14 protein-coding genes are annotated in these 13,079 nt (G+C 65.8%); 2 read left to right on the forward strand and 12 right to left on the reverse strand.

The window, feature by feature from the left end; translation table 11 throughout:
- Positions 1-43: 43 nt before the first annotated feature.
- The 9 genes from ACRQ5Q_RS36895 to ACRQ5Q_RS36935 all read right to left on the reverse strand — a co-directional run bounded on the left by ACRQ5Q_RS36895 (position 44) and on the right by ACRQ5Q_RS36935 (position 9,002).
- Positions 44-1,417 carry an amidohydrolase family protein gene (locus ACRQ5Q_RS36895; RefSeq protein ID WP_439370489.1) on the reverse strand — a complete coding sequence of 458 codons (1,374 nt, stop codon included), beginning with the start codon at positions 1,415-1,417 and terminating at the stop codon, positions 44-46.
- A complete protein-coding gene (locus ACRQ5Q_RS36900; RefSeq protein WP_439394774.1) occupies positions 1,414-2,997 on the reverse strand; it encodes an ABC transporter substrate-binding protein in 1,584 nt (527 codons plus the stop codon). Before ACRQ5Q_RS36900 ends, ACRQ5Q_RS36895 begins: the two co-directional genes overlap by 4 nt.
- 222 nt (positions 2,998-3,219) lie before the next feature.
- Positions 3,220-3,876, reverse strand: a complete 657-nt coding sequence (locus ACRQ5Q_RS36905; protein ID WP_439370491.1) for an aspartate/glutamate racemase family protein — start codon at positions 3,874-3,876, stop codon at positions 3,220-3,222.
- An 8-nt stretch (positions 3,877-3,884) separates the two neighbouring features.
- Positions 3,885-4,769 carry a polysaccharide deacetylase family protein gene (locus ACRQ5Q_RS36910; RefSeq protein ID WP_439394776.1) on the reverse strand — a complete coding sequence of 295 codons (885 nt, stop codon included), beginning with the start codon at positions 4,767-4,769 and terminating at the stop codon, positions 3,885-3,887.
- The gene (locus ACRQ5Q_RS36915) at positions 4,756-5,571 is read right to left on the reverse strand and encodes an ABC transporter substrate-binding protein (RefSeq protein ID WP_439370493.1); all 816 of its coding nucleotides are present in this window, start codon (positions 5,569-5,571) and stop codon (positions 4,756-4,758) included. Before ACRQ5Q_RS36915 ends, ACRQ5Q_RS36910 begins: the two co-directional genes overlap by 14 nt.
- Before the next feature lie 16 nt (positions 5,572-5,587).
- Positions 5,588-6,352 carry an amino acid ABC transporter ATP-binding protein gene (locus ACRQ5Q_RS36920; protein WP_439370494.1) on the reverse strand — a complete coding sequence of 255 codons (765 nt, stop codon included), beginning with the start codon at positions 6,350-6,352 and terminating at the stop codon, positions 5,588-5,590.
- Entirely contained in the window at positions 6,349-7,206 is an 858-nt protein-coding gene (locus ACRQ5Q_RS36925; protein ID WP_439370495.1) for an amino acid ABC transporter permease, read from the reverse strand. Before ACRQ5Q_RS36925 ends, ACRQ5Q_RS36920 begins: the two co-directional genes overlap by 4 nt.
- Positions 7,203-8,030, reverse strand: a complete 828-nt coding sequence (locus tag ACRQ5Q_RS36930; protein WP_439394778.1) for an ABC transporter substrate-binding protein — start codon at positions 8,028-8,030, stop codon at positions 7,203-7,205. The genes ACRQ5Q_RS36925 and ACRQ5Q_RS36930 overlap by 4 nt, the downstream gene beginning before the upstream one ends.
- 48 nt (positions 8,031-8,078) lie before the next feature.
- Positions 8,079-9,002, reverse strand: a complete 924-nt coding sequence (locus tag ACRQ5Q_RS36935; RefSeq protein WP_439375695.1) for an N-carbamoyl-D-amino-acid hydrolase — start codon at positions 9,000-9,002, stop codon at positions 8,079-8,081.
- A 184-nt stretch (positions 9,003-9,186) separates the two neighbouring features.
- Between ACRQ5Q_RS36935 and ACRQ5Q_RS36940 the strand changes: the two genes are divergently transcribed.
- The gene (locus ACRQ5Q_RS36940; RefSeq protein WP_439375696.1) at positions 9,187-10,113 is read left to right on the forward strand and encodes a LysR family transcriptional regulator; all 927 of its coding nucleotides are present in this window, start codon (positions 9,187-9,189) and stop codon (positions 10,111-10,113) included.
- 27 nt (positions 10,114-10,140) lie between these two features.
- Positions 10,141-10,854, forward strand: a complete 714-nt coding sequence (locus tag ACRQ5Q_RS36945) for a type 1 glutamine amidotransferase (protein ID WP_439394780.1) — start codon at positions 10,141-10,143, stop codon at positions 10,852-10,854.
- A 213-nt stretch (positions 10,855-11,067) separates the two neighbouring features.
- Here ACRQ5Q_RS36945 and ACRQ5Q_RS36950 read toward each other — a convergent pair whose 3' ends face one another.
- The 3 genes from ACRQ5Q_RS36950 to ACRQ5Q_RS36960 all read right to left on the reverse strand — a co-directional run bounded on the left by ACRQ5Q_RS36950 (position 11,068) and on the right by ACRQ5Q_RS36960 (position 13,065).
- A complete protein-coding gene (locus ACRQ5Q_RS36950; protein ID WP_439370499.1) occupies positions 11,068-11,535 on the reverse strand; it encodes a DUF1348 family protein in 468 nt (155 codons plus the stop codon).
- 95 nt (positions 11,536-11,630) lie between these two features.
- Positions 11,631-12,080, reverse strand: coding sequence for a tol-pal system-associated acyl-CoA thioesterase (gene ybgC / locus ACRQ5Q_RS36955; RefSeq protein ID WP_439394782.1), 450 nt, complete (start codon positions 12,078-12,080; stop codon positions 11,631-11,633).
- 67 nt (positions 12,081-12,147) lie between these two features.
- The gene (locus ACRQ5Q_RS36960; protein WP_439370501.1) at positions 12,148-13,065 is read right to left on the reverse strand and encodes a metallophosphoesterase; all 918 of its coding nucleotides are present in this window, start codon (positions 13,063-13,065) and stop codon (positions 12,148-12,150) included.
- Positions 13,066-13,079: the final 14 nt, after the last annotated feature.

The raw sequence follows: 13,079 nt of genomic DNA on the forward strand, positions 1-13,079 counted from the left end.
AGCGGGAGAGGGAGCGCACCGTCTTCGTGGCACCGGCAGCCCTTCACCCGTTGAACGCCGCCTGCGCTTCCGGCAAATCCCAGATCTTGCCGATCGCGGCGGTGCCGGCCGCCGTGATCGCCGCTTCATCGGCGCCGAGATAGCGTCCGTCGTTAACCAGCACACGGCCATCGACGATGACCTGATCGATATTGGCGCGGTTGGCGAGCGCGATCAGCGCGCGGCGCGGATCGAACAGCGGCTGGAGATGCGGATGGGTGAGATCGACGACGGTGAGATCGGCGGTCGCGCCCGGCTCGATCCGGCCGAGATCGGGGCGCTTGATGACATCGGCGGCGATCGCCGTGTTCGCCTCGATCAGTTCCGGCGAGTTGGCGACGTCGGGGCGCGCCGCGGTGATCTTGGAGATCAGCGACGCCGCATTGAGCTCGCCGAGCAGGTCCATGTTGTAGCCGTCGGTGCCCACCACGGTTCGCACGCCGTGCTCGGCGAAGCGGCTGAAGGCGGCGGTGATGCCGGCACGCGCGAACACGCGCGGGCAGTTTAGCACGGTCATGCCGCGCGCAGCCATCAACTCGAGATCGTCGTCACTGCTGAACATGCAATGCGCCGCCATCAGATCGGGCGCGAGCAGGCCGAGCCAGTCCAGATATTGCGCCGGAGTGCGGCCACCATAGCGCTTGCCGATGGTCTCGACCTCGGCGCGGCTCTGCGCCATGTGGGTCGTGATGGGGACACCGAGCTCGCGCGCCCGCGTCGCGCACGCCTTCAGAAGATCAGGACCGCAGGTGTCGGTGGCGTGCGGGCTCATCGCAAGCGAGATGCGACCGTCGCCGCGATTGTTCCAGCGGTGATAGAGCGCGTCCCACGTCGCCATGTCGGCGGCGCCGTCGTCGCCGGAATAGCGTACCACGCCATCCTGGCCGGCCTTGGCGTCCGACGTCGAGAACAGATAGGGCGCGCCGTAAAAGCGTATGCCCATCTCCTCGGCGGCGTCGAACATTTCCGGGATCGAGTTGCGGAACGGCTCCATCACCGTGGTGGCGCCGCCCTTGAGGAGCTGGAGGATGCCGAGCCGCGCCACTGCGAGGCGCTCCTCCGCCGACAGGATATCGGCGCCACGCTTGGTGAGCGGCAGCAGCACCGTGTAGACGATGCTCTGGTTGTTCTTGCGGCCGTTGCCGTCCTCGGTGTGGCTGCGCGCCACCGCTTCTGAGAAGCAGTGATTGTGCAGGTTGAGCAGGCCCGGCAGCACCAAGCGGCCGGGACGGTCGTAGACCTGATCGGCACTCGGCTTGTCGCGCGTGACCGCGGCGATCCTCTTGCCTTCGACCAGAACCCAATGGTCGCGCAGCACGTCCTGCGCGCCGTCTTTCCGTGACAGCACATAGCTGCCGAAGATTGCTGTGGTGCTCATGCGGGGCGTACGTTCCAGAACACGGCGGTGCCGTCGAGAATCCCGGTGATGGCTTTGCGATAGGCAGTCGGCTGCTTGTACAGGCCGATCGGAATATAGGGGATCTCCTCGAACGCCACCGCCTGGATCTCGCGGCAGATGCGCTGCTGCTCGGCGAGCTCCGAGGCTGCCAGCCACTGGCTGCGCAACTCGCCCATCTTCGTGCTCGCATACCAGCCGGCGACCTTGCCTTCGCCGCGGATGTTGGTGTTGCCGGCCGGGTTCAGCCAGTCGATGCCCTGCCAGTTGCCGACGGCTGCGCTCCAACCGCCCTGTCCGATCGGGTCTTTTTTGAGCTGGCGCTGCAACACCACAGCGAAATCGAGCCCGGCATATTCGACATTCATGCCGGCCTTGCGCAAGCTATCGACCGCGATCTGGCCGAGCGGCTTCTGCGCCAGCGAGTTGGTGGGGACGAGCAGCACGATCTTCTCGCCGTTGTAGCCGGCGGCCTTCAGATCCGCGTTGACCTTGTCGTAGTTGCGCGGGCCGCGGAATACGTCGAGGCCGACGTCGCTCGCCATCGGCGTGCCAGGTGCGAAATAGCCGATCGGCGAGACCTGGAAGGCCGGGTCGGTGCCGGCAACCGCGGTCATGAACGCGGACTGGTCGATCGCGCCGAGCAGCGCGCGGCGGATGGCGGGATTGTCGAACGGCGGCTGCAGATGGTTGAGGCGCAGCATGCAGGCATAGCCTCCGGGGTCGAGGATGCGCGTCTCGATGTCGCCTGCGGCCTTGATCACCGGCAACAGATCGTGCGGCGTGGTCTCCTGCCAGTCTTGCTCGCCGGTCTGGAGCGCGGCGACGCCGGTGCCTGCATCGGGCGTGGTGGTCCAGACCACGCGATCGTAATGGACAATCTTCGGCCCGGCGGTCCAATCCGGCTTGCCGTCCGTGCGCGGCTGGTAGCGCTCGAACCTGGCGTAGGCGTTGCGCGCGCCCTGCACGCGCTCGTCGGCAAGATAGCGGAACGGGCCGCTGCCGATGACCTCGGTGAGCGGCTTGAACGGGTCCTGGCTCGCCAGCCGCTCCGGCATCATGAAGCAGGCGTTGATCGCGGCCTTGCCGAGCGCCTGCGGCAGCAGCGGGAACGGTCGCTTGAGACGGAAGCGGATGGTGCGGTCGCCGGCGGCCGAAAGCTCCGCAGTCGCTCCGAGTAGTTCACCGCCAAAGCCGTCGCGCGCCGCCCAGCGGCGGATGCTGGCGACGCAGTCGCGCGCGAGCACGCGCTCGCCATCGTGCCAGAACAAGCCGTCGCGCAAGGTGAGGTCCCACTGGAGCTGGTCACCGGAGATGGCGTGACCCGACAGCATCTGCGGCGAGACCTGGAGCGACGAACTCATGCCGTAGAGCGTGTCGTAGACCATAAAGCCGTGGTTTCGCGAGACCTGCGCGGTCGAGTAGATGGGATCGATGAAGGCGAGGTCGATGACGGGGATGAAGCGCAGCGTGGATTGCGATTCAGCGCGGACGATGCCCGGCAGCGACAGCGCCGGCACGGCTGCGGCGGCCTTGAGGAGCGAACGGCGGGAGATGAGCATGACAAGAGGCTCCTAGTGCGGTGATATGCAGCGGCGTTGACGGTCTGCTCCCTCCCCCGTCTGCGGGGGAGGGTTGGGGAGAGGGTTTTTCCGCAGCGGGACAGTCCCCAAGAGGAGAAAGCCCTCACCCGGCGCTACGCGCCGACCTCTCCCGCAAGCGGGAGAGGTGCAGCGAGTAGGCCGCCCGAGCGATATCAAACCACCAGAATGCACCATTGGTACTTACGTGTTCAACAAGACCGCACCGATGGCAGCCGCGACCGCCTGCTGCGCCGGCTCGACCACGGGCACGCCGATCGCCTGCGCGATGGCCGCGCGGTGCGAGGCCATGCCGGCGCAGCCCATGACCACGACATCGGCGCGGCATTGCGTGACGAGTGCGCGGCCGGCGTCGATCAGGCGGCCGCGGATGTCGGCACCTGCCGTCTCGGCCGCACTCGCGCCGACCGACCAGCTTCCGGCATAGCGGCTGTCGACACCCATCACGCGCGCCATGCGCTGCTGGCGGCGGATGCTCGACGGCGACAGTGCAATGACGCCAAAGCGCTCGCCCAGCATCAGCGCGCGGAAGATGGCGCATTCGGCGATGCCCATGACAGGACGGCCAGCGGCCGCCTCGCGTACCGCATGCAGGCCGGGATCGCTGAAGCAGGCGAGCACGAATGCATCTGCATCGTCGCGCGACACGCGGTTCACCAGCGGCATGACGACGCTGTCGGCGTCGCGCTGCGAGTTGATGCCCGGCGGGCCCTCGGCAAGGCCGACCACCTCGATGTCAGGCCCGCCGGCGATACGCAGTGGCGCGACCGCGTCGTCGATCGCCGCCGTCACCGACGCCGACGAGTTGGGGTTGATGACGAGGATGCGGCGATGGGTCATGGCTTGGCTCAGCGGTTGGACGCTTCGTGGCGCACGAAGTTTTCCGCGATCTTCTCGCCCGTCGTGATCCAGACATCGGGGCACGACTTGGCGTAGGTGAGGAACTCACGCAGCAGGCGCAGCCGCATCGGACGGCCGCTGCATTGCGGATGCAGCACCGTCGTCACCATCGCACCCCAGTCGCGGACCTCGTCCAGCTCGTCTTTCCACATCGAGAGCACATGCTCCTTGGGGAAGATCGAGCGCGGGCTGAAGCGGGCAGAGAGGCCGTGCATCCAGTCGTCATAGCTCGCAGTCACCGGCAGCTCGATCGTGCCGGGCTTGCCGTCGGCGAGGCGATGGCGATAGGGCCTGACGTCGTCGCGGAACGAGGACGTGTAGACAATGCCGTGGCGCACCAGCGCAACGCGCAGCTCCTCGGTGAACTCGCCGTAAGGCGCGCGATAGCCGGTCGGCTTGACACCGAGCCGGCGCTTCAGCGCCTCGAAGCCGCGCTCCAGCTCCTCCTCGATCCAGGGATCGCCGGGATCGGGCAAGAGATGGTGATAGCCGTGATGGCCAATCTCGTGGCCGGCCTTCAGAATCGATTCGGCCATCGCGGGATGTGCGTCAACCGACCAGCCCGTGACGAAGAAGGTCGCCTTGAGATCGAGCTGGTCGAGCAGCTCCAAGAGCTTCGGCGTGCCGACACGCGCCTCATAGCCGCCATAGCTCATGGTGATGAGCCGCTGCGCATGACCTGCGTCCTTGCTGGTCCAGGCGCTTTCGGCGTCCACGTCGAACGACAGGAACATCGCCGACTTGTACGGCTTCGGCCAGGGATATTCCGGCGCGGGATCCGCGGTGTTGGCCGGGACCAGCGGGATGCTCTTGAGTGCCTTACTGTCCAGCATTGATGGTCGCCTTCTCTAATCCGTTGTCGTTGAGTTTCCACTTCGCCAGCAGGGTCTTGTAGGTGCCGTCGGCGATCAGCGCATCGACGGCTTCGAGGATGGCCTGCTGAAGTGCCTTTTCCTTGACCGGCAGCGCAATGCCCGTGAACTGCGACGCGAAGGGGACGCCGACCGGCGCATAGGTGCCCGGCTCGAGATCCATCAGATAGGGCAGCGTCTCGTTACCCTGCACGGCGGCATCGATACGCCCCTGCCTGAGCTGCGTGCGCGCATCGGCCGATCCGTCGGTGCCGACGATCTGGACCGGATTGCCGCCGCAGTTCTTCTGGCTCCACTTGTCGATCTCGGCCGGAAACATGGTCCGGCGGCTGGCGCCGACCTTCTTGCCGCACAGCGCAGCCATGTCCTTGAACTCGGACGCGCGGGACTGCTGCACGAAGAATTTTGGACCGCTGCGCAGATAATCGACGAACGACGCGATCTCGTGCCGGTTCGCATAGTCGGTGAAGCCGGACAGGATGGCATCCACCCGCCCCGTCGAAATCGACGGCATGAATTCGGCAAAGCTGGTCTCGGTCCATTCGATCTTGACGCCGAGCTTGCGGCCGATCGCCTCGCCGAGATCGATGTCGAATCCGGACAGCGCGTTGGTGGCGGGATCGCGGAACTCCATCGGCGGATAGTTCGGCACCAGCGCCACCTTGAGGCTGCCCCGCTTGGCAATATCAGGCGGCAGCTCGATCGCCGTCACCGATGCGCTCATGGCGCCGAGGAACGCCGCCGCAACCAAAATCCTCTTCATCACCACACCCCCAATGTCAGATCACAGCCGAAAGAAATGCCTTGGTGCGCTCCTCGCGCGGCGCACCCAACACGTCCGAGGCGCGGCCCTGCTCGATGATCGCGCCCTGGTCCATGTAGACGACGCGGTCGGCGACCTCGCGCGCGAAGCCGAGCTCGTGCGTCACCACCATCATGGTCATGCCGCTCTTCGCCAGCTCCTTCATGACCGCGAGCACCTCGCCGACCAGCTCGGGATCGAGCGCGCTGGTCGGCTCGTCGAACAGCATCAGCATCGGCTTCAGGGCGAGCGCCCGCGCAATCGCGACGCGCTGCTGCTGCCCGCCGGAAAGCTGCGCCGGGTATGAGTCCGCCTTGGCCGCCAGCCCGACGCGACGGAGCAGCTCGAGCGCCTCAGTGCGCACCTCTTCTGGCTTGCGGCCTTGCACCTGGGTCGGGCCTTCGGTGATGTTCTCGAGCGCAGTCTTGTGCGGAAACAGGTTGAAGCGCTGGAACACCATGCCGGTCTTCAGCCGCTGCCGCCCGATCTCGCGCTCGGAGAGGCGGTGAAGCTTCCCACCGTGCTCACGCACGCCCAGCAGCTCGCCGTCGAGCCAGATGCCGCCGGCATCGATCGTCGCGAGCTGGTTGATGCAGCGGAGCAGCGTGGTCTTGCCGGAGCCGGAGGCGCCGATCAGGCACATCACCTCGCCGGGCCAGACGTCGAGCGAGACATTCTTCAGAGCCTGGAACTCTCCAAAATTCTTGCTGACAGAGCGGATCGCGACGAGGGGTTTTGTCATCGCGCGAGCCGCAATGTGCCGCGCGCAAAGCGGCGCTCCAGCAGCATCTGCAGCGGGGTCAGGATCGAGACCACGAGCAGATACCAGAGCCCGGCGACGATCAGGAGCTCGATGACGCGGGAGTTGGCGTAATAGATGTTCTCTGCGTTGTGCAGCAGCTCCGGATACTGGATCACGCTCGCAAGCGATGTCGCCTTCACCATGCCGATGAACTCGTTGCCGAGCGGCGGGATCACCACCCGCATCGCCTGCGGCAGCACAATCCGGCGCAGCGCGCGCAGCCGTCCCATGCCGATTGCCTGCGCCGCCTCATATTGTCCGACGTCGACCGACAGCATGCCGGCGCGCATCACTTCCGATGTATAGGCGCCCTGGTTGATGCCGAGCCCGAGCAGCGCCGCGAGGAACGGCGTCATGACGTCGACGGCCCGCGCGCTCCACAGGCCGGGAATGCCGATGGTCGGAAACACCAGCGCGAGGTTGAACCACAGCAGCAATTGCAGGATCAGCGGCGTGCCGCGGAACAGCCAGGTGTAGCCGGCGGCCACCGACTTCAGCACCGGATTGGGCGACAGCCGCATGATAGCGACGACGATACCGAGAAAGATGCCGAGCATCATTGCCAGCACTGCCATCACCATGGTGTTGACGATGCCTTCGAGGATGACCTTCACGGTCAGGAAGCGGCTGACATAGGACCACTCGATCTGGCCGTTCGCAAACGCGCGCACGATCGCCGCCAGCACGAGGACGATCAGGGCCGCGCTGATCCAGCGAAACCAGTGCGGCTCGCGCGCGATCCGCATGCCCGACAGATCGGGAAATCCCTCCGCGAGAGCCGGCGTCGGCTTCATTGCGGCGCCGCGTTCAGCATGGGCTGCGCAACCGCGTTGGCGCCAAGGCCCCATTTGTCGAGAATGGCCTTGTAGGAGCCGTCGGCGATCATCGCCGCGAGCTTCTCCGTCACCACCTCGCGCAACGCCGCGTCGTCCTTGCGGAACATGATGCCCTGATAGCCCCTCGCGAAGGCCTCGCCGACGATGCGGTATTTGCCGGGCTCCTGGGATTGCGCATAAGGCAGCGTCTCGCTGCCCTGCACGGCGGCATCGATGCGGCCCTGCTTGAGCTGGTTGCGGACGTCGATCGAGTTCTCGCCCGGAACGTACTGGATCGCCGGTTTGCCGGCCGGCTCGCAATTCTGCTTGCTCCACTTCTCGATCTCGACCGGAAAGCTGGTGCTGCGGGTGGTGCCGACCTTCTTGCCGCAGAGATCGGTCGCCTCCTTGGCGGCGTTGTCCGCCATCACGAAAAACTGCGGACCGGTCGCGAGGTAATCGACGAAATCGGCGGTCTCTCGCCGCGAGGCGCGATCGGAGATACCGGAGATGATGAAATCGGCGCGCTTGGTCTGGAGCGAGGGGATCAGCTCGGCGAACGGCGTCTCGCTCCAGACGATCTTGAGGCCGCCGAGCCGCTTGGCGAGCTCGTTTGCGAGATCGATGTCGAGCCCGACCAGCTCGTTGGTCGCGGGATCGCGATATTCCATCGGCGCGTAGGTGGAGTTGACCGTGAGTTTCAGCGCGCCAGCCTGCTTGATCTCGGCCGGCAGCTCGGCGGCTTGCGCGGAGGTCACCGCGGCCAGCGCGGCAACAGCGAGAGAAAATGAGAGGCGTGTCATGTCAACTTCCTTGCCCATGTCAGCTCCTTTGCCAGCGCCGTGCCAAAGTCAGTCGGCATCGAGAACGGCCGGCTCGATCACGCCGGCGCGTTCGGTGATCACCCGGTATTGCTCCGGCCGCCGGTGGGCGGCGAAGTTGAACATCTTGTCCTTGCCCTGGCGGCAGAGATCGAGATCGATGTCGGCGACGATCACCTCGTCCGCGAGCGTCTGCGCCTGTGCGACGATGCGCCCATTGGGATCGACGATGCAGGAGCCGCCGATCAGCCCGGAGCCATCCTCCTCGCCCGCCTTCGCCACCGAGATCGCCCAGGTCGCGTTCATGTAGGCGTTGGCCTGTGTCACCAGCGTCGAGTGGAAGGTGCGCAAGGCTCCGTCTTCCGTCGTGCCGCCATTGGGATCGTAGGCCGCCGAATTATAGCCGATGCAGACGAGCTCGACGCCCTGCAGGCCGAGCACGCGCCAGGATTCCGGCCAGCGGCGATCGTTGCAGATCATCATGCCCATGATGGCGTGAGCCCAGGCCGAGCCGGCGCGGAAGGCGGGAAAGCCGAGGTCGCCATATTCGAAATAGCGCTTCTCGAGCTGCTGGTAGCGCGCGCCCTCGCGCGGCTCGACCGAGCCGGGCAGATGCACCTTGCGATAGCGGCCGAGAATCTCGCCGTCGCGATCGACCAGGACGGCGCAATTGTAGCGGCGGCCGTCCGGCGTCAGCTCGGCATAGCCGACATAGAAGCCGACGCGCAGCGCGCGTGCGCGGTCGAACAGCTTTGCCACCGCCGGGTTCGGCATGCCGCGCTCGAAATACTGGTCGAGCTCCTCGCCTTCCAGCAGCCAGCGCGGGAAGAAGGTGGTGAAGGCGAGCTCGGGGAACACCACGAGGCTGGCGCCGCGGCCGGCGGCCTCCTCCAGCAATGCCAGCATCCGCGCCAGCGTGTGCTCGCGCGAGTCTGCTTTTTGCGTCGGCCCCATCTGGGCGGCGGCGGCGCGAAGGACACGAACCAAGATTGCCTCCAATCTGTGCGCAGTGCTGCCTCGATGGGCGAATGAACCCATTGATGCGACGCGCAAATCCGCTGCCATTACGGGTGAGCGGGGCTGCAAAATCAATTCGTTCTGCTATGATGTTTTGGCCCAGAGTATAATCGGCAGTGATATGAACCTCCGCCAGCTCGAGATCCTGCGTGCCGTCATCCGCCACCGCACCACGGTGGCGGCGGCGGACGAACTGGCGCTGTCGCAGCCCGCGATCAGCAATGCCTTGAAGACGATGGAAGCGCAGGCGGGCTTTGCACTTTTCGAGCGCGTCAACAACCGGCTGTTTCCGACCGCGGAAGCGATGGCGCTCTACAAGGAGAGCGAAGCGATCTTCGCACTGCATGCCAAGCTCGAGAGCCGCGTGCGCGATCTGCGCGAGAACCGCTCCGGGCATCTTGCGATCGTGGCAACCCCGCCGCTCGCCTACAGCATCATTCCGTCCGCGCTGTCGGGCTTTTTGCGCCGCCGCCCGGAGACGCGCGTCTTTTTCGACGTGCGGCGCTATGAGGGCATCATCGAGGGCGTGCTCAGCCGTGTCGCCGAGCTCGGCTTCGCGCTCGGGCTGACCCATCATCCGGGCATCGCGCATGAGATCGTGCACACCGGCGAGATGGTCTGCGTGCTGCCGCCGCAGCACAAGCTCGCCGACCAGCAGGTGATCTCGGCCGCCGATCTGTCCGGCCTGCCCTTCATCGGGCTCGAGCGCGGTACGCGGCTGGGCGAAGCCGTGCGCGACAGTTTTGCCCGTGCTGGCGCGCCATTCCGGCCGACCGTCGAGGTACGCTACTGCAACACGGCCTGCGTGCTCGCTGCCGCCGGCGTCGGCGCCGCGGTGGTCGACCCGTTCTCGCCACGCCAGAACGGCGGCAGCGGCCTCGTCGTGCGGCCGTTTGCGCCGACAACCAGCGCCGTCGCCTATATGCTATGGTCGGAGGCCGAGCCGCTGTCGCGCCTCGCCAAGGCTTTCCTCAACGAAGTGCGCAAGGAAAGCGCGCTGCTGGAGCGTGCAGCGCCACACCAGCAACATGGGGCAGAAAGCGACTGAGCTGCGCAACCTTCGACCCGGGGGCACATGGCACGCATCACCATCATCGAGACGGGGCAGGTCCCGCCAAAATATCGCGAGCGGCACGGCTCGTTTCCGGACATGTTCGAGCGGATGATCCGTAGCGAGGATCCGACGGCGGCGATCGAGGTCGTCAGCATTCCGAATGGCGACGCGCTTCCCGACCCCGGCAAGCTCGAAGCCGTGCTGATCACGGGCGCAGCCGCCGGCGTCTATGATGGGCTCGACTGGATCGAGCCGCTGGAGGACTTCGTCCGCAAGGCCTACACGAACAAGACACCGATGGTCGGCGTTTGCTTCGGCCATCAACTGATCGCGCAGGCGCTCGGCGGCACCGTGCGCAAATCCGAGAAGGGCTGGGGCATCGGGCGGCACGTCTACCAGGTGTTGCCGGAGAACGGCGTCGTCGACGGCGAAGCGGTGGCGATCGCCGCCTCACATCAGGACCAGGTGATCGAGCCGCCAAGCGATGCGCTGACAATCCTCTCTTCCGAGTTCACTCCGCATGCCGGCCTGCTCTACGCCAACGGCGCAACGCTGACCGTGCAGCCGCACCCTGAATTCGATGTAGAGTTCGCGCAAGTCTGCTGCGACCTGCGCGACGGCAAGGCACCGGAGGATGTCGTGGCGACGGCGAGAGTGTCGCTGGCAGAGCCGATGGATAGTGCAAAGCTCGGCGGGGCGATCACGAGGTTTCTGACACACCGCGCGGCGCGTTAGTTGCACACTTCATAGCTCTCTCCCCTTGAGATGTTTGCACTCGCCCCCTGTTCGTCGTAGGGCCGGTGGCTCTGATATATCTCCTGTTCTTCGGGCTCGCGTGGAAGGGCTGGATGTTAATGGCCGCCGGTTTCGTGACGGCGCTAGGCTGCATGTGGTTCTGGGAGGACTTCCCAAATGCGAGAGCCAAGAGCAGTGAGGGCGGTTAGATAATCAGAACGGATCCGTTCCCAGGCCCGGCACATCGGCCGGACGCGGCCCGGGCGCGGCCCAATGAAAGCGGCGGTCCTTCTCCGCAATCATGATGTCGTTGATCGAGGCCTCGCGGCGCTTCATCAGGCCGTGCTCGTCGAACTCCCACTGCTCGTTTCCGTAGGAGCGATACCACTGGCCGTTCGCGTCGTGCCATTCGTACTGGAAACGCACCGCGATGCGGTTGCCGTCAAAGGCCCAGAGATCCTTGATCAGGCGGTAGTCCTGCTCCTTCTCCCATTTGCGGGTGAGGAAGGCGACGATGGCCTCGCGGCCCTGGAACACCTCGGAGCGGTTACGCCAGCGACTGTCCTCGGTATAGGCGAGCGAAACCCGCACCGGATCGCGCGAATTCCAGGCGTCCTCTGCCATGCGCGCCTTCTGCGCGGCGGTCTCTCGGGTAAAGGGCGGTAACGGCGGGCGCGACATGATGGCCTCATCGGTTTGGTCGGGGCCGCAAATCTATCGCTGCGATTGACGGAGTCGATAGGCCATCTCATATCGGCCGATCACTTATCGGGCGATCAGGAAATCAGATCGGCCTTCATCAAGGTGCGGATCGACTTCGGGATCGGCTGGGCGCGGCCGCCGCTGATGAAGGCGACGCGCACCTCGGCCTTCACCAGCACGTCCTCGCCCCGCTGCACCTCCTGCGCCAGCATGATGGAGGCGCCCTTCACCGCGATCGGCCAGGTCACGACGTCGAGCACGTCGTCCATCCGCGCCGGCTTGAGGAAATCGAGATGCATCGAGCGCACGACGAAGGCAAAGCCCGCGCCTTCCGTCTCCACCTGCTCGAACAGCGCCTGCTGCTCGGCGCCCATCAGCCTGAGATGATTGGTCCGGCCGCGCTCCATGTAGCGCAGATAATTGGCGTGATAGACGATGCCGGAAAAATCCGTGTCCTCGTAGTAGACGCGGACCTGCATGTAATGGCGGCCGTCGCGGATCTCGCCGTCGAGATGGGCAGTCACGTCGCGAGCCTCTTGGCTTGTCGCTGTCGGCCCGTTTTGCGCAAAAACCTTGGTCCGCGCAAGCGTATTAGGACACAACCGGCGCCCGCCCCAGCGTCACTTCGACGATCTCCGGCGGCACGCCGACGCGGACGGGCATGAGGCTACAGCCGAGGCCGCCGGAGATGATGACGTCGCATTTGAGCCTGACGTGACCATACGCCAGCCTGATGCCCTGCTGCTTCGGAACGGCCGGCGACCAGCCGAGCAGGCGGACCTGGCCGCCATGGGTGTGGCCGGACAGTTGCAGCGCGACGCGCGCGGGCACGCGAGTCGCGATGCCAGGCTCGTGCGCGAGCAGGATCACTGGCGCGTCGTCGCTGACCTTGGCGAGTGTTGCGGTGAGATCGTCGGCACCGAAGCGCCCCGTGGTGCGGAAGCGCCGCGCCGGCAGGAAGGCGAGCTGATCGCCGAGGCCGGCGAGCCAGAACGGGCGACCGTCCTTGGTAAGGCGCACGGCGTCGTTCTCGTAGACGGGAATGCCGGCCGCCTCCAGCGCGCGGTGCGCGACCGTCGGCCCATGGCCCGCCTGCTGCACGGCCCTGTCGACCCAATAGTCGTGATTGCCCATGACGGCGTGGACGCCGAGGGGCGCTTTCAGGCCCGAAAGCACCCTCGCCCATTCGCTCGAAGGGATGATGCGCGTGACGTGGTGAAGGCCGGCGACATAATCGCCGAGCAGCACGATGAGGTCGGGCTCGAGCGCATTGGTGCGATCGACGATGCTCTCGATCCGCTCCAGCGACATCCAGGGATCGCAGGCATGGATGTCAGCGATCGCGGCAATCTTCAGCGGAAAATCCGCCGGCCATTGTCGCGGGGTCGGATGATACCGGGTGACGCGGAGCCGCAGCACCGGCTCGATGCCGAAGCCGTAGGCAGCGGTCGAAACGCCGAGGGCAGACAGGCCGCCGATGGAGCGGATGAAATGACGCCGTGTGATCATGGAAGCCCAATGGT

The sequence above is a fragment of the Bradyrhizobium sp. PMVTL-01 genome, from assembly GCF_051861855.1.
Taxonomy (GTDB): Bacteria; Pseudomonadota; Alphaproteobacteria; order Rhizobiales; family Xanthobacteraceae; genus Bradyrhizobium.